Source organism: Streptomyces sp. NPDC057486, assembly GCF_042802415.1.
GTDB lineage: Bacteria > Actinomycetota > Actinomycetes > Streptomycetales > Streptomycetaceae > Streptomyces > Streptomyces yanii.
Genome location: NZ_JBHVEE010000068.1, coordinates 1 through 14,725, shown reverse-complemented (window position 1 = coordinate 14,725; position 14,725 = coordinate 1). Strand labels below are relative to the sequence as shown.

Sequence of the window (14,725 nt, the reverse complement as noted above, 5' to 3'; positions counted from 1 at the left end):
CCAAGGGTGCGGGGTCACCCCCGGTCCAGGTAGGCCAGAACGGCCAGAACGCGGCGGTTGTCGTCGTCGGACGGCGGCAGGCCGAGCTTCCCGAAGATGTTCGAGGTGTGCTTGGCCACCGCCCGCTCCGTGATCACCATCTGCGAGGCGATCGCCGCGTTCGAACGGCCCTGCGCCATCAGCGCCATGACCTCCAGCTCGCGCGGGGTCAGACCGCCCATCGGCTTGTCCTGTGCGCGCCGGGACAGCAGCTGTGAGATCACCTGCGGGTCCATCGCGGTGCCGCCCGCCGCGACCCTGCGTACCGCGTCGATGAACTGGTCCGCGTCGAAGACCCGGTCCTTGAGCAGGTATCCGATGCCCCCGTTGCCGTCCGCCAGCAGTTCACGGGCGTACAGCTGCTCCACATGCTGGGAGAGGACGAGCACCGGCAGTCCCGGCCGGGCCCTGCGGGCCGCGAGTGCGCACTGCAGTCCCTCGTCCGTGTGGGACGGCGGAAGCCGGACGTCGACCACGGCGACATCCGGATCCAACTCGGCGAGGGCACGGCTCAGTTCGGGACCTGTCTCGACGGCCGCCGCGATCTCGAAGTCGTACGCCTCCAGCATCCGGACCAGACCGTCGCGCAGCAGGAAGAGGTCTTCGGCTAGGACAACTCGCAAGGGATCTCCATGGTCACCATGGTGGGGCCGCCCGCTGGGCTGCTGACGGCCATGATGCCGTCGAATGTACCGAGTCGGCGTTCGATTCCGCTCAGCCCCGAGCCCGATCCGATGATCGCGCCGCCTCTGCCGTTGTCCGTGACGGAAATCCGGAGCATCGAGTCGGCGTGATGGATGTCCACCCGGAGACGGTCCGCCCCCGAGTGCTTGGCGGCGTTCGTCAGGGTCTCGCTGACCGCGAAGTACGCGGCCGACTCCACCGGCGCGTCCGCGCGACCGGGCAGCTCCACGTCGACCTCCGCCTCGATGGGCAGCCGCAGCGCCAACGCCCTCACCGCGTCCCCGAGCCCACGCTCCGCGAGGACCGGCGGGTGGATGCCCCGGACGAGATCGCGCAGCTCGGCAAGGGCTTCCGCGGAGGACTCGCGGGCCATTGCGAGAAGCTTCTTGGCCTGCGCCTGGTCCTTCTCGATCAGTGCCTCGATCGTGCCGAGGTTCATGCCCATGGCGACCAGCCGGGCCTGCGCGCCGTCGTGCAGATCACGCTCGATACGGCGCAGTTCCGAGGCGGCGGTGTCCACGGCCTCGTGCCGGGTCTCGGTGAGCCGGTCGATCCGCCGGGCCAACTCCTGCTCATGGGTGGGCGCCAGCACCGAACGGGCGATCACGAAGTGCAGCCGGAGCAGCGGTTCGCTCGCTCCGAGACCGATGAGGAAGAGCACCCCACCGAGCGCCGCCGCGGCCAGCGCCGTCGCCTGGCTGTCGACCGGCACGAATCCGTACCAGTAGGTGTCGTCGGTGAAGACCCGCCACAGGCCCGCCGCCAGGACGACCCCCTCCACCGGATAGAACATCAGCCCGGCGGCCACGACTGCCACCACGGAGCCGGCCGTCATGTCGACCAGGAGCCACTGGATGTCCCGCCGCGTCGCCGGGTCCTTCAGCATCAGCATGGTGCGCTCCACCCGGCCCGTGAGCCCGCCGCGCAGATTCTTCGGGACGGGCCGGTAGGGGACCGGGATGCGGACGTCCGCCCAGGTCGCCGCCAGCAGTCGGCGCTGATTGGCGTGCCTGCGGACCGCGGCCAGCACCCGCGGGGTGGTGAGGAGTCCCAGGCCAAGTGGAATGAAGGCGATCGAGAGCACCGTCAGCACGAAGAGGCTGATCGACCCGGCCGGGCCGACGATCGACAGGACGAGCCCGCGCCCGGCGGCCAGCAGCGCGGGCCGAACTCGGCTCCGAATCGCGTTCATGATGGTCCTTCTCCCCTTGTCGGGCCTTCGCGGCAGCGCCGGTCCGAGGACAGTCTCACCCGACGGGCGTCCGCGGCGTCAGCCGTTTCACCACCCGGGAGAGGTGTACCCAGCACCACCCTCGCGACCTCGCCCTGCGGCTCCGGGAGTGGGTCCCGGAAGTCGGTGCGCGCGGTGACGCCCGTATGCCACCGCGCCCGCACGGAAAGGGGCCCCGCCCGACCGGGTGCGTACCGGTCGGGCAGGGCCCCTCGCGTGCGTGTCCGTCAGGGGGTGTACTTGTAGCCGACGCGTCGCACCGTCTGGATCGACCGCCGGTGCTCGGCGCCCAGCTTGCGTCGCAGCCGGGCGACGTGGACGTCGACGGTGCGCCCGTCACCCACGTGTCCGTAGCCCCAGACGGTCGTCACCAACTGGTCTCGGGTGTGCACCCGGTGCGGATGCGCCACCAGATGGGCGAGCAGTTCGAACTCGAGGAATGTGAGGTCGAGCGTGCGCCCGTCCACCGTCGCGGTGCGCTGCACACTGTCGATGCGCACCGGCCCCGCCCCCGGTGTCACCAGCGGCTCCGGCACGATGCGCTGCGCCGCGGCGGCCGCGGCTGCGACGGCGGGCTGCTGGTCAGCCGGTACGAGGACCAGGTAGCCGATCATCGGCGGACGGCCCGGCAGCGCCGGAACGGTGTGCTGGGGTGCCGGAAGCCAGGTGGCGCCCGGCGGCAGGAAGTCGGCCACGTCGGCCAGCTGGACGACCTCGTCGGGGGCGACGGCGCGCAGCCTGTGACGGTTGGGAGGGACGGAGCCGGCGGAGGGGTTGGCCGCAGCGGTCGCCGTGGACGCTGCGGTGGCAGCGGCGGCGGAGAAGGTACGAGTGTTCGCCATGAGGGTCAGCTCTTTCGCGCGAAGGAGTCGTCGAGGGACGGACTTGCGTCGTGCGCGCGGACCGAAGGCCGGGGTGAGCGGCGTTAGAGGGCCTGCGCGTTCCTCGCGCGGCAACACACCCGGTCGAAGTCATGATGCTGACGGGAGGGCCAGAACGGCTCAAGGTCACTGCGACCTGATGAGGTGTACGGGAAGCCGACCATGCCCCCATTAGACCAGACAACGCGGTGGCGCAGCAGGCCTCTCTCACCCGTCGATACGGACCCTTTGCGTTACGTTCCTCACCACGTCGTCACCCGGCCCTCACCCCGCCGGGCGCTCCTTCCACCGCCTCAGCCGACGAGCCGCTTGCGCCAGTCGAGGTCGGTCACCTCGATCGCCTGGTCGGGCGATCCGTCCCACTTCACCGTCAGCCCCGCCGCACCGAGCGCCGCCGCGACCTCCCGCCCGATGGCGACGGTGGTCGCCTCCGACCCGTCGAACCCGCCGTAGTACAGCGAGAGCCCGTGCCCGCCGGCCGCTGCCTCCGTGATCTGCGTATGGAAGAAGACGAAGCCCCGGGCGTCCTTCTCGCCGTCCGCATGGATCTCGCTCAGCCCGCAGGAGCGGCAGCAGGTGAAGTGCTCCCGCGCCGTGATGCCGCTCCCGTCCAGCCGGGCGAAGGCCTGCTCCAGCCGGTCCGTGTCCGTCACATCGGTCCACTGCTCCTGCTGGTCGACCCGCTCCAGCCACAGCCGCTCCACCAGCCGGCGCGCCTGGGCCGTCGTCACCGGATGGACGCCGTCCTCGACGAGGTGGTCCTCGGCGAGTTCGGTCAGGCTTTTCACCGTGCCGTAGCCGCAGTGCAGTGCCAGCCGGACCCGCTCCGTCAGCTGTTCCTCGATCTCCGCGGGTATCGCGGGCACGGGCTCGTCGGCGGGCATGCCCGCGCTCTCCCAGACGATCCCCGCATCCCACTCCGGCTCCCGGCGCGCCCAGCGCGTCATCACCTCGGCGACTCGCTCCGGGGAGTCGGCCGCCACCCGGAAGTGCCGCTCGGGAACACCGTCGCGGTACTCCAACTGGTAGTCCCCGCCGTGTTCGTGCCAGGTCTGCACATAGCAGCCCGGTCGGTCCGGAACCCGCTGGACCACCAGGAAGTGGTCGCCCTCCCCGCCGATCCGGTGCACCAGATCGCTCAGCGCCTGCGCCGAAATGCGGGTGTGCGTCTGCCGGTTCTCGGTCTCCGCCTTGATGTCGAGCATGGGCCAACCCTGGCACACGCCACTGACAGCGGACCGGGCACGCCGAAGGGGCGCCCCCCGTCTCCGGTGGGCGCCCCTTCGGACCGGGTCGGTGCCGGGTCAGACCTGGTCGGCCTTCTCCAGCGCCGCGCAGCAGGTGTCGACGATCAGCCGCGTGACGACGTACGGGTCGACGTTGGCGTTCGGGCGGCGGTCCTCGATGTAGCCCTTCTGGTCCTGCTCGACCTGCCACGGGATACGGACCGAGGCGCCGCGGTTGGAGACGCCGTAGCTGTACTCGTTCCACGGGGCGGTCTCGTGCAGGCCGGTGAGGCGGTCGTCGATGCCCGCGCCGTAGTTCTTGACGTGGTCCATCGGCTTCGAGCCCTCACCCAGCGACTCGCACGCGGTGATGATCGCGTCGTAACCCTCGCGCATCGCCTTGGTGGAGAAGTTGGTGTGCGCACCCGCGCCGTTCCAGTCGCCCTTGACCGGCTTCGGGTCCAGGGTCGCGGAGACGTCGAAGTCCTCGGCGGTGCGGTAGAGGAGCCAGCGCGCGATCCACAGCTGGTCGGAGACCTCCAGCGGGGAGAGCGGGCCCACCTGGAACTCCCACTGGCCCGGCATGACTTCGGCGTTGATACCGGAGATGCCCAGACCCGCCTGCAGGCAGTTGTCGAGGTGCTTCTCGACGATCTCGCGGCCGAAGATCTCGTCGGAGCCGACACCGCAGTAGTAGCCGCCCTGCGCGGCCGGGAAGCCGCCCACGGGGAAGCCGAGCGGGCGGTGGCCGTCGAAGAAGGTGTACTCCTGCTCGATGCCGAAGATCGGCTCCTGGGCGGCGAACTGCTCGGCGACCGGACGCAGGGCGGCGCGCGTGTTGGACTCGTGCGGCGTCATGTCGATGTTGAAGACCTCGCACAGGACGAGGACGTCGTTGCCGCCGCGGATGGGGTCCGGGCAGGAGAAGACCGGCTTCAGCACACGGTCGGAGGCGTGACCCTCGGCCTGGTTGGTGCTGGATCCGTCGAAGCCCCAGATGGGCAGCTCCGCGACGTCTCCCGAGGACTCGCCTGCCATGATCTTCGTCTTCGAACGAAGCTTGGCGGTCGGCTCGGTGCCGTCGATCCAGATGTACTCAGCCTTGAACGTCACGGAAGCCATCCTTTGGGGGTGCTGCGGTGCTGCGGTCTGCGGTCCGGTCTCTGCAGCGCAGCTTCGCAAGACGCGATTTCCCGTCCGTTGCCCATATGTGAACCCCGTGTTACCGAGGTTTCCCGCGTTGTACGTGGGCCTTGAGGAGCCCCTCGAAACCGGCGGCCCGGATCCGGCGCACCAGCTCCTCCTCGGTGCTGCCCAGCGCCGCGGCCGCGGGCGCGAGCCGCCAGTCGGCGTCGGAGAGCGTGTGCAGCAGATGGCCGCGCCGCACCTGTGCGTCGGAGAGCCGGAACGTCTTCAGATACGTGACCTGCCCCTTGTGGTCGGTGATCGTCTCGCCGATGTGCCGGCCGCCCCGGTTCCGGGTGAACGGCGGCAGGAACCGCCACAGCGTGAACGGCCCCATCCGGTGGATCCGGTCGAAGGCGTACGACGTGTCCAGCAGCTCGCGCGCGAACAGCGCGTCGTGCGCCTCCCGCCACTCCCGCTCCTGCGCCCGTGCCGCCGCCCGGAGATCGGCGAGCGTCCGCACCCGTGCACCGTCGGCGATCCGCGCTCCGAACTCCGGGACCGGACCGCCGTACAGCGCGTACTGATGGATGAGCTCCCCGTACAGATCCTCGACGAGCGAGGCGTGCAGAAGGCGGTAGTCGTCCGGGTGCGGCAGCACGAAGGCGGCGGCGAGCGCATCGGCCGCGTACACCATCACCCCGCACTGGCGGGGATGGATCTCGAAGACACGCAGCGCGTCGCCGAGACCGCGCACCGACCACCCCATGTACGCGTCCTCGGCGCGCGGCGAGAGGCCGTCGCGCAGTGCCTGCCGCGACCACTCCTCCCAGGCGATGGCCGGGCCGCCGAAGTGCAGCGAGAGATAGCCCTCCAGTGCGAGGTGCAGCGGCAGGAAGCGCAGCCGGTTGCCGGGCTGCCGCTTGGCCATGCGGTGATGGCGGTGCCGGTGGCGCGGCAGCGGCGCGGTGACGGGCGGGCGGGCACCGGCGCCCGGGTCACCGCTGCCGAGCTGGGTACCGTACGCGGCACTCTGCCGGCCCGTACCGGCGCCGTCCGGCTCGGTACGCAGCCCCGACCAGTCGGCGACGAGACCGTGCGGGATGTATGACGTGTAGTGCGTCCGCGGGCCGGTGTCGACGACGCTGCTGCCGAAGCCCCGGTAGATCTCCTGATGCAGCCGCAGCCCCGCGACGGGCTCCTCACGCACCAGCGGCACCAGCCGGATGCCGCCCCACACCTGGGCGGGCCGGACCGTGAGCCCGGCCAGTTCCAGCCTGTTCACTCTCCTCGGCCCCCTTGTCCCCTCGCTCCGTGGCCGGCCACGAAACGTGCGACCTGCCGGTCCAGATAGGCGTGCAGGGCCGCCGCTCCCGTGCGCCCCTCCGCGAACCGCGCGATCTCCACCAGCGCGGGCAGATCCTCGGCGTCGCGGATACCGGCCGTCGGCACGCTCGGCGCGAGCCGTCGCACGTCGAAACCGTCCGCTTCGTATACAGGGTTCACGTGGACCACAGTCGTGTGCCGGTCCGGATCCAACCGGGTCCGCCACACCCGCAGCACCTCACCGGCCAGCCCGGGCGGCGCGTTGTCCCAGCCGTCCGAGACGATGACCAGCCGGTCGGGCCTGTGCTCGAGGGCGTCGAGGATCCGGGTGCCCAGCGGGGTCGGACCCCACGGCCGCACGAGAAGCGGATCGGTGGAGCCCGAGGTCCACAACGGGGTGTACGCACCGGGCGCGGCCAGCGCCTCCAGCAGGAAGTGGCAGGCCAGTGCCACGGCCAGCGGACGACGCCGCTTCTCCCCGGACCCGGACGACGAATAGCTGTCGTCCAGCACTGCGGCGACCCGGCCCCAGCTCCCGGCATGGGAACCGGCGGCGCGACGGGCGGCGGTGCGCAGCGCCCGCGTCAGGTGTTGACGGTGGGCGTGCCGTGTCCCGAAGCCCAGGGACAGGACGTACAGGGCGAGCCGGGTCAGCGGCATCACGGTCAGGTCCACCCCGGCGGGCAGCTCCGTCCCGCCGTCCGTGCTCCGCTGCCCCTGGGTGCGCAGCCGCTCCAGCCGCGTCATCCGTGGCACCATCCGTTCCAGGAACGCCTCACGCTTCATGCCGTGCTTGGCCGCGAACCCCTCGGCGACGGTGAACGGCAGTTCGTCGACAGCGCCCTGCTCGTAGTGGGCGCGACGCCAGGCGTCGAGCAGCCGGTGCCGGTAGCGCGGCAGTCGGCCGGGCCGGAACAGGAAGTCGCCGAGCTCGTGCGGCGCCTCGGAGTCCGGGTCGCCGAGGGGCAGATGGACATGGCGGGCGGCGGTCCTCAGACCGTTGCGGTACTTCACCGCATCGTGTGCCAGGTCCGGCCGGGAAGCCAGCCAGTCGCGCATGATCGCGCGGGTGCGCCGGTTGTTGACCTCGGCGCTCCGCAGCGCCCGGAACAGCCGGTAGACGCGCTGCGGAGGAAGCCGGGCCAGCCGGGCCGCGATCAGCCGGCCCTCGGTGCGCCGCTCCTCCACGGTCGCCTCGGCGGCGGTCTCCAGCAACCCCTGCACGATGCGCGCGGCGTTGTGGTCATTGATGTCGAGGGCGAGCGAAGCGGCGTACACCTTGCGGTAGTTGACCCTCACGTACTCGTGCAGGAAGTCCAGTGAGAGCTGCTGCTGGTACGCCTCCGAGTGGAACTCACGCTGTCCGGTCGCGGTGATCGCCGCATGGACGAAGAGGAGCACGTCCTCGGCGGCGATGAGGTCGGCGTACGTGTCCGTGTCGGTCATCCTCTTCCCCCGTGACGTTCCGCCGCCGCATGCGGATATGTGGAAGCCGGCCGGGGAATGGGGGCGCGATCAGCGAAATCACTGCTTCAGAGGCACGTCCCGGAAGTCGCAGCCGGAGTCCCGCGGCCGGCTCCGCCAACGTAACCGCGGGCCGTCGCACACCGCCACCTGATAACGACCTGGTGCACGACGGAGAGTGGATCAGGTCGTGAGCGGACCGGGCAGACTGGCCTCCATGACGACACCACCCGCCGCTCCCCTGCGTATCGGCCTTCTCGGTACGGGCCCCTGGGCCCGGAACACCCAGGCACCCGCCCTCGCCACCCATCCCGACGTCGTGCTCAGCGGCGTGTGGGGGCGCCGCCCCGAGGCGGCGGAGGCGCTCGCGGTCGCCCATGGCGCCACGGCGTACTCCGGTGACGCGGGCGTCGACGAACTTCTCGCCGTGAGTGACGCCGTCGCGTTCGCCCTGCCGCCGGACGTCCAGGCCCCGCTGGCGGCGCGCGCCGCGGCCGCCGGGTGTCACCTGTTGATGGACAAGCCGATCGCGACGACCGTGGCCGGGGCCCGGGAGGTCGCCGAGGCCGCCGACCGGGCGCGGGTCGCGTCGGTCGTGTTCTGCACACTGCGGTTCGCGAAGGAGACGTCCGACTGGATCGCCGAACAGGCCGCCCGGGACGGGTGGTTCACCGCCCGTGCCCAGTGGATCGGCGCGCTGTACGCCCCCGGTGCGGACAGCGAGTACGCGGCGTCTCCGTGGCGCCGTGACAAGGGCGGTCTGTGGGACGTCGGTCCGCATGCGCTGTCGGTGCTGCTGCCGGTGCTCGGCGATGTGACGGAACTGACCGCGGCCCGAGGGCCCGCCGACACCACACATCTGATCCTCCGTCATGACTCCGGCGCATCCAGCACGGTGACGCTCGCGCTGGCCGCGCCGCCGGGAGCCGTGGGTACGGAGATCGAGCTCCGGGGGGAGGCGGGGGTCGCCACGCTGCCTGGGTGGGGGGATGCGGTGGGGTCGTTCCAGGTGGCGGTGGATGCGCTGCTCGAAGCGGTACGTACAGGGGTTCCGCACCCCTGCGACGTACGGTTCGGGCTGCGGCTGACCGAGCTGCTGGCCGAGGCGGGGGCCAAGGCGGGGCCGGTGCCCGCACGGTCCTGAACGGCGGGAGAGACCGTCCGCACCGTGCGGGCACCGCCCGGGCGGGTCAGCCCACGCGCTCGATGCGGGCACGGCGGATCAGGAACTTGCCCGGCTCGCGGACCTGCTCGAAGGCGGCGTTGTTCAGCAACGCGCAGCTGCCGGAGGGCGAAGTGACCGTCACCGTGGTGGACTTGCCGTTGTCGAGATTGGTCACCCTGAGCTCGGTGCCGACGGGGAACTGATTGCTGGACGCGGCGGGGGCGCCACCCTCGCCGGACAGTGTCACGGTGGACCCGGCACAGACGACGTCACCGGTGGTCCGGCCCACTCCGCCGGGGGACGCCGGGGCCGCGGCCCCGGGCGCCGACGCCGGTGCGGACGCGGCTGGGTCCACGGCCGCCCCCGCCGATGCCTCCCCACCGCACCCCGAGGCGGCCTGCTGGCGTCGGATCTGCGCGATCACGGCTTCCCGGTTGGCGATCCGCGCAGCCGACTGGGCATCCGGGTCGGTCCGCTGGCCGGCGATGAACTTCTCGTTGTTGCCGAGAGCAGTGGCGAGTCCGGTGCAGACGACCGACGAGGCCCGGTCCGCCGGCGGCGACTGCGCCGCCTGGCTGGTCCCGGTCAGTACGGCCGCCGTCCCACCGGCGAGCGCGGCGGCCCCGATCAGCAGGGCGAGCTTCTTCTTGCGGCTGAGGGTCTTCTTGCGTGACACGTAAGGCTCCTGTCCCCGGCCGGAACACCTGGTGCGCTCGGGCCGGATGCGGTGCGTGTGTCCCTACGTACGAGTAACAGGCGCGTTCGTTTCAGCCGTCGTACCGCAGACTTCTGCCACGTCCACATCAACCGGGTCCGAAGCTCCGTCCGGGCCTCTGCCTCGGCCCGCAGTTCCAAGTCGACTGCTTCCCAACACAGTTGCTCACCGACAGCACTGGCCAGGATCCCGGCGCGCCGGGACCGGTCGATCGCCGCGCTGCCCTTCCGGGTGTAGGAGGAGCGGAACAGCCGCAGCGGGACGTCAGCGGTGGCGGCGGGGTTGCGGGCGGCGCCGGTGACGATGCCGCCACGGAACCGGATCGCGAACGGGCCCCCTCGATCGCCTGCCGGTCAGCGAATGGCGGTGACCGCCTGGTGCGCGGCGGACAGGAAACGCCGCACGGCTTCTGTCTCACTCTCGTCGAAGTCGCGCAGCACTGTCACCGTGGTTTCGATCAGCCGGCCGAAGAACTCCCACCCCAGCTCCACCGCCCGTGGGTCCACCGCCAGCAGCACCCGTCGACGGTCGCGCGGGTCGCGGGTGCGGGTGAGGTGGCCGAGCCTTTCCAGCCGGTCGATGACGGCGGTGGTGCCTGCGGAGTTGAGTCCGAGCTGCGCACCGAGCCACCCGGCGGTCGCGTCGGTGCCCGCCCGCTCGGCGTCGAGCAGGCAGATCAGGGCGCGCACGTCGGTGGGGTGCATGTCGTTGCGACTCGCGAACTCGGCCTGACGCAGGCCGAATTCGACGGTCACCTTGCGCAGCAGATGAACGATCTCCATCTCGGAACTCTGCTCGCCCATGAGATCTCCTTCCCCTATTATCTCGCTCAACGAGATAATATCCAAGGGCGCTCACCCTCGGGAGGCACTCCATGGCAACCACGCCATCCGGATCAACCGCAACGGCCGTCTCCGAGTCGTTCCTCTCGGCGTACGACGAGGTCCTGGCGGCCAAGTGGCCCGTCGGAACGACCCACTCCGACGTCCCCACCCCGTACGGCACCACCCGTATCAACAGTTACGGCCCCGAGGGCGCCCCGCCCCTGGTGCTCCTGGCGGGGGGCGGCTCCACCTCCACCGTCTGGTTCGCCCAGGCCGCCCACCTGGGGCGCACCCATCGGGTCCACGCCGTCGACCTCATCGGCGATCCGGGCCGCAGTGCGGCGGGGGAGCGCCCGATCCGTACGGTGCCGGACCTGACGGCCTGGTTGGACGCCGTGCTGGACGCCCTGAACACCGCATCGACAGCACTCTGCGGCCATTCCTACGGCGCCTGGATCGCACTCCACCACACCCTGCACGCACCCGACCGCGTCCGAAGGCTGATCCTCGTGGACCCGACCCAGTGCTTCGCCGGTTTCCGCCCCGGTTATCTGCTGCATGCACTGCCGATGCTGCTCCGCCCCAGCGCGAAGCGCACGCGCACCTTCATGAACTGGGAGACCGCCGGCGCCACGCTCGACCCGGCATGGCTGCACCTGCGCGAGACGGCCGCAGACTTCCCGACCGCCCGCCCGGTCAACGGCCCGCGCCCCGCTCCCGAGGCCCTGAGCACGCTGAACGTGCCGACCCTGATCCTTACGGCCGAGAACAGCCGAGCCCACAACGCCGCACGGGTCGCCACCACCGCGACCCGGCTGCTCCCGCACGCTCGGACGGCGACGATCCCGGGCGCCACGCACCACACGCTGCCGCTGCACGCCCCGGACGCCGCCGAACTCAACCGCAGGATCGAGAGCTTCCTGCTGACTGAGTGATTCCGGCAGGGCTCAACGCCCCAGAGCGTCCCGCACGGCTTCCTCCGTACGCGCCACGACGGCCGTCCCGTCCTCCGCCGTGATGATCGGCCGCTGGATCAGCTTCGGATGTTCGGCGAGTGCCGTGATCCACCGCTCCCGTGAACCGGCCTCGCGCGGCCACTCCTTGAGCCCGAGCTCCTTCGCGTCCGCTTCCTGCGTCCGCGTGATGTCCCACGGCTCCAGCCCGAGCCGGTCGAGTACGGCCCGGATCTCGTCCGGCGACGGCACATCCTCCAGATAGCGGCGGACGGTGTATTCGGCGCCCTCGGCGTCGAGCAACTGCACCGCACTTCGGCACTTGGAACATGCGGGATTGATCCAGATCTCCATGGGGCCAACGGTACTCGACGTACCTCGCGAAAGCCCCTCTGGCCAGGGGCGATTGTCAGTGGTGGGTCGTAAAATGGAGGTAGTTCGTGAGGGTTCCACGACCGTGCCAGGAGGATGCCCATGGCCGTTGCCGCAGTCACGACCAAGCCGCTCCACAAGCCCCTGCAGAAGAAGCCGCTCCCCGCGGGCCGACCCCGCGAGTGGTACGTCTCCCACAACCGCCGCCTGAAGGCCATGCGCCTGGCGATCGCCCTGCTCGACACGGGCGTCTACCACCCGTCGAACGCTGACAACGACACGATACGCACGACTGCCGAGCGCATCGGCATCCACCCGCCGTCCGACACCACCTGCCGCATGGTCCGCGCCCTGATCCGCTACGGCCGCTGAAGGACCGGAAGCCTGTGCCCCCGGAGGCCGGGGGCACAGGCGCATGGGCACACACCCGACCACCCGGTTCAGAGCCCGCCGCAGACGGCCGTGGGGCCTCCGCTTCCACCCGGCCCTTCACCCGTCCGGCGTACGGGGCATGCGGTGCGGTCTGCGAACCCGTTGACTGGGGCGACGGGCGAGTGCTGGGAGGCACGATGACGAGGAAAGCCGCGCGAGGCCTGTGGGCCGTGCTGCTGACGACGGCCGTGATGTCGACCGCCGGTGCCTGTTCGGACGGCGGCGGCGCCTCCACCAAGGCGTCCGAGGCGGCCTCCGCCGCAGCGTCGGCGGCATCCAGGGGTTCCGACGTGGTGGCTTCGGCGACGGCTGCCGCGGGCGAGAAACTAAGAGGCTTCAAGAACGGCGTGAACGCCAAGCACGACGTCAAGCTCGGCGCGGTGAGCACCGATCACGACGGCCGCGCCACCTCGAAGATCACCGTGACGAACGGCACCGACTCGCCGAAGTCCTACGCCGTGCAGGTCTCCTTCCGTGACGCGAACGGCAACCTGCTCGACATGGTGGTGGTGACGATCGACGACGTCGGGCCGAAGTCCTCCAAGGACGCCATCGCCCGCAGCAACCGCAAGCTGTCGGGTGAGGTCAAGGTCGACGTGGGGGCGGCTCTGCGGCACTGATCGCACCACGACTGTCCTCACGTTCGGCAGTGGTTGTTCCGCCGTTCCCCGAGGCCGGCCGTTGAAGCACATGGCACGGCGGAGCCTGTACCCGGTGGGAGCGCCAGGAAAGTGCCGTCAGCTTGTTCTCGGTGCCGGTTCCCGGTTGCGGGATCTCGAGAATGATCCGCCGGCCTGAGCGGTCATCGACAACGAGGGCACTCTCCTCCAGCAGCATGCGGCCGACAAAAGGATGCTTCACCTCCCGGGTGGTGACGTGGTGCCTTTCGATTTCGTGCTGCTGCCACCATTTGCGGAATTCCGCGCTGTTCTGGCTCAGTTCGCGGACCAGCGCGGTGAACCATGGTTCTTGGACGTAGACTCCGGTGGCTGCGCGGAACTCTGCCAGGACGGAGCGAGCGCTCGGCTCCCAGTTCTGAATCAGGTCCCGCAGGTAGCCGCCGAAGAAAAGCCACAGGATGTGACGATGCTCAGGAGGGATTTTGGTCAGATCCCCGTAGACATCGGTTCTGGCCTGGTTCCAGGCAAGAATGTTGAAACGGGGACCGAGGGCGATGGCCGGATGCGGTTGCTGGCTGTCCAGGATGCGCTGGAGGGCTGGAGGCACACCGTCCGGGGAAACACTCGCGCTGGAAGGGGCGTCCCCGTGTGCCAGGGCCAGCAGGTATTCACGTTCTTCGGTGTTGAGGCGTAGGGCTTCGGCCAGCGAGTCGAGGACGTGGCCGGACACTCTGATGTTCCGGGCCTGTTCAAGGCGTGAGTACCAGCAGGCGCTGATTCCTGCGAGGTCGGCGACGTCTTCCCGCCGCAGCCCGGGGGTTCGTCGCGATGCCCGTGGTGGAAGCCCGACCTCTTCCGGCTGAAGTGCTCGCCGCCGTGTTCTGAGGAAGTCCGCGAGCTCCGCTCGCCGTTGGTCGTAATTCATCCGTCGTTCTCTCTGCTGGGCGATATTTGCGGATGGTGATTACCTGGGACCCCCACTCCTAGGATAGTCGGTTTCTGGATGCGTGCTCGGCCACGTGTGATGCTGCTGCGGGAGTGGGCGTTCGGCCGTGCGGCGGGGTGCTGAGAAGGGACACCGTTCCTGCAACGAACGCCTGCCTTTCGTTCCAGCAGTCGAAGGGAGAAAGCCATGCGTGGGAAGCGGTACCTTTTCGGGCTCGGACCAGTATTTATCGCCTCGCTGGCGTTGCCTACGGGTTTCGCCGGGGAAGCGTTCGGCGCCCCACCCCAGCCCGCCGCTGCGAGCCCCTCGAAAGCACCCTCGGTAGGGCCTGGCGACCCCGGGTTCAACCTCGGCGTGGCGAACGGCCAAGTCGATGGCCGCGCGTTGTGCCTGAGCAGGGTCGCCAGCCATCTGCCGCTGATTCCCCTGAACCAGCAAACGGCGTTCAGGGCGGGCTACGCCATCGGGTTCACGTCGGTGTGTAGTCCTGCGTTCCGGCCGCAGCAACAGCAACAGCAACAGCAGCAGCAGCAACAGCGGCAACAGCAACTGCAACAACAACTACAGAATTTGCTTGTGAACGTGAACCTGCCTCCAGGGCAGCAGCCGACGGGCGCGACGGGCGGCACGGGCGCGACGGGCGGCACGGGCGCGACGGGCGGCACGGGCGCGACGGGCGGCACGGGCGCGACCGGCGGCACGGGCGCGACCGGCGGCACGGG

The 14,725-nt window shown here is 70.2% G+C and carries 16 protein-coding genes; 5 read left to right on the top strand and 11 right to left on the bottom strand.

Annotated features, from left to right (window positions below; translation table 11 throughout):
* Positions 1-14: 14 nt before the first annotated feature.
* From ACFU6I_RS27920 to ACFU6I_RS27890, 7 genes are all read right to left on the bottom strand, one after another.
* On the bottom strand, positions 15-662 hold the full coding sequence (locus ACFU6I_RS27920) for a LuxR C-terminal-related transcriptional regulator (protein ID WP_384371656.1): 648 nt from the start codon (positions 660-662) through the stop codon (positions 15-17).
* Positions 647-1,915 (bottom strand): sensor domain-containing protein, encoded by a 1,269-nt coding sequence (locus ACFU6I_RS27915; protein ID WP_384371654.1) that lies wholly within the window; start codon positions 1,913-1,915, stop codon positions 647-649. The genes ACFU6I_RS27920 and ACFU6I_RS27915 overlap by 16 nt, the downstream gene beginning before the upstream one ends.
* A 266-nt stretch (positions 1,916-2,181) precedes the next feature.
* Positions 2,182-2,796, bottom strand: a complete 615-nt coding sequence (locus ACFU6I_RS27910) for a winged helix-turn-helix domain-containing protein (RefSeq protein ID WP_384371652.1) — start codon at positions 2,794-2,796, stop codon at positions 2,182-2,184.
* Between the two features lie 332 nt (positions 2,797-3,128).
* Positions 3,129-4,040 carry a DUF6891 domain-containing protein gene (locus tag ACFU6I_RS27905; RefSeq protein ID WP_384371650.1) on the bottom strand — a complete coding sequence of 304 codons (912 nt, stop codon included), beginning with the start codon at positions 4,038-4,040 and terminating at the stop codon, positions 3,129-3,131.
* Between the two features lie 99 nt (positions 4,041-4,139).
* Complete coding sequence (gene glnII / locus ACFU6I_RS27900) at positions 4,140-5,174, bottom strand: glutamine synthetase (protein ID WP_384371649.1); 1,035 nt, start codon at positions 5,172-5,174, stop codon at positions 4,140-4,142.
* A 109-nt stretch (positions 5,175-5,283) separates the two neighbouring features.
* Positions 5,284-6,471 carry a hypothetical protein gene (locus ACFU6I_RS27895; RefSeq protein ID WP_384371647.1) on the bottom strand — a complete coding sequence of 396 codons (1,188 nt, stop codon included), beginning with the start codon at positions 6,469-6,471 and terminating at the stop codon, positions 5,284-5,286.
* Positions 6,468-7,958: a hypothetical protein gene (locus ACFU6I_RS27890; protein WP_384371645.1), complete on the bottom strand. Its 1,491-nt coding sequence runs from the start codon at positions 7,956-7,958 to the stop codon at positions 6,468-6,470. Before ACFU6I_RS27890 ends, ACFU6I_RS27895 begins: the two co-directional genes overlap by 4 nt.
* Positions 7,959-8,193: 235 nt before the next feature.
* Between ACFU6I_RS27890 and ACFU6I_RS27885 the strand changes: the two genes are divergently transcribed.
* Positions 8,194-9,120: a Gfo/Idh/MocA family protein gene (locus ACFU6I_RS27885; RefSeq protein ID WP_384371643.1), complete on the top strand. Its 927-nt coding sequence runs from the start codon at positions 8,194-8,196 to the stop codon at positions 9,118-9,120.
* Positions 9,121-9,166: 46 nt separating this feature from the next.
* Here ACFU6I_RS27885 and ACFU6I_RS27880 read toward each other — a convergent pair whose 3' ends face one another.
* A complete protein-coding gene (locus ACFU6I_RS27880; RefSeq protein ID WP_384371641.1) occupies positions 9,167-9,817 on the bottom strand; it encodes a hypothetical protein in 651 nt (216 codons plus the stop codon).
* Positions 9,818-10,209: 392 nt separating this feature from the next.
* Positions 10,210-10,659 (bottom strand): MarR family transcriptional regulator, encoded by a 450-nt coding sequence (locus ACFU6I_RS27875; RefSeq protein ID WP_384371639.1) that lies wholly within the window; start codon positions 10,657-10,659, stop codon positions 10,210-10,212.
* A 71-nt stretch (positions 10,660-10,730) separates the two neighbouring features.
* Here ACFU6I_RS27875 and ACFU6I_RS27870 point away from each other — a divergent pair, with 71 nt between their 5' ends.
* Positions 10,731-11,615, top strand: coding sequence for an alpha/beta fold hydrolase (locus ACFU6I_RS27870; RefSeq protein ID WP_384371637.1), 885 nt, complete (start codon positions 10,731-10,733; stop codon positions 11,613-11,615).
* Between the two features lie 12 nt (positions 11,616-11,627).
* Here ACFU6I_RS27870 and ACFU6I_RS27865 read toward each other — a convergent pair whose 3' ends face one another.
* Entirely contained in the window at positions 11,628-11,987 is a 360-nt protein-coding gene (locus tag ACFU6I_RS27865; RefSeq protein WP_030926242.1) for an arsenate reductase family protein, read from the bottom strand.
* Between the two features lie 120 nt (positions 11,988-12,107).
* On the opposite strand from ACFU6I_RS27865, the gene ACFU6I_RS27860 reads away from it, so the two are divergent.
* Together ACFU6I_RS27860 and ACFU6I_RS27855 are read left to right on the top strand one after the other, a co-directional pair.
* Positions 12,108-12,377, top strand: coding sequence for a hypothetical protein (locus tag ACFU6I_RS27860; protein WP_384371635.1), 270 nt, complete (start codon positions 12,108-12,110; stop codon positions 12,375-12,377).
* 197 nt (positions 12,378-12,574) lie between these two features.
* A complete protein-coding gene (locus tag ACFU6I_RS27855) occupies positions 12,575-13,057 on the top strand; it encodes a hypothetical protein (RefSeq protein ID WP_384371633.1) in 483 nt (160 codons plus the stop codon).
* Here the strand turns inward: ACFU6I_RS27855 and ACFU6I_RS27850 are convergent.
* Entirely contained in the window at positions 13,023-13,982 is a 960-nt protein-coding gene (locus ACFU6I_RS27850; protein ID WP_384371631.1) for a helix-turn-helix transcriptional regulator, read from the bottom strand. The two genes, ACFU6I_RS27855 and ACFU6I_RS27850, sit on opposite strands and share 35 nt — an antisense overlap.
* Positions 13,983-14,357: 375 nt before the next feature.
* Here ACFU6I_RS27850 and ACFU6I_RS27845 point away from each other — a divergent pair.
* On the top strand, positions 14,358-14,725 hold a 368-nt coding region (locus ACFU6I_RS27845; protein WP_384371629.1), incomplete at its 3' end, for a hypothetical protein.

Coding starts and splice junctions, on each gene's coding strand:
- ACFU6I_RS27905 (WP_384371650.1), bottom strand. CDS start 4,040: ATGCTCGACATCAAGGCGGAGACCGAGAACCGGCAGACGCACACCCGC.
- ACFU6I_RS27870 (WP_384371637.1), top strand. CDS start 10,731: ATGGCAACCACGCCATCCGGATCAACCGCAACGGCCGTCTCCGAGTCG.
- ACFU6I_RS27885 (WP_384371643.1), top strand. CDS start 8,194: ATGACGACACCACCCGCCGCTCCCCTGCGTATCGGCCTTCTCGGTACG.
- ACFU6I_RS27875 (WP_384371639.1), bottom strand. CDS start 10,659: ATGGGCGAGCAGAGTTCCGAGATGGAGATCGTTCATCTGCTGCGCAAG.
- ACFU6I_RS27865 (WP_030926242.1), bottom strand. CDS start 11,987: ATGGAGATCTGGATCAATCCCGCATGTTCCAAGTGCCGAAGTGCGGTG.
- ACFU6I_RS27855 (WP_384371633.1), top strand. CDS start 12,575: ATGACGAGGAAAGCCGCGCGAGGCCTGTGGGCCGTGCTGCTGACGACG.
- ACFU6I_RS27910 (WP_384371652.1), bottom strand. CDS start 2,796: ATGGCGAACACTCGTACCTTCTCCGCCGCCGCTGCCACCGCAGCGTCC.
- ACFU6I_RS27890 (WP_384371645.1), bottom strand. CDS start 7,958: ATGACCGACACGGACACGTACGCCGACCTCATCGCCGCCGAGGACGTG.
- ACFU6I_RS27915 (WP_384371654.1), bottom strand. CDS start 1,915: ATGAACGCGATTCGGAGCCGAGTTCGGCCCGCGCTGCTGGCCGCCGGG.
- ACFU6I_RS27860 (WP_384371635.1), top strand. CDS start 12,108: ATGGCCGTTGCCGCAGTCACGACCAAGCCGCTCCACAAGCCCCTGCAG.
- ACFU6I_RS27850 (WP_384371631.1), bottom strand. CDS start 13,982: ATGAATTACGACCAACGGCGAGCGGAGCTCGCGGACTTCCTCAGAACA.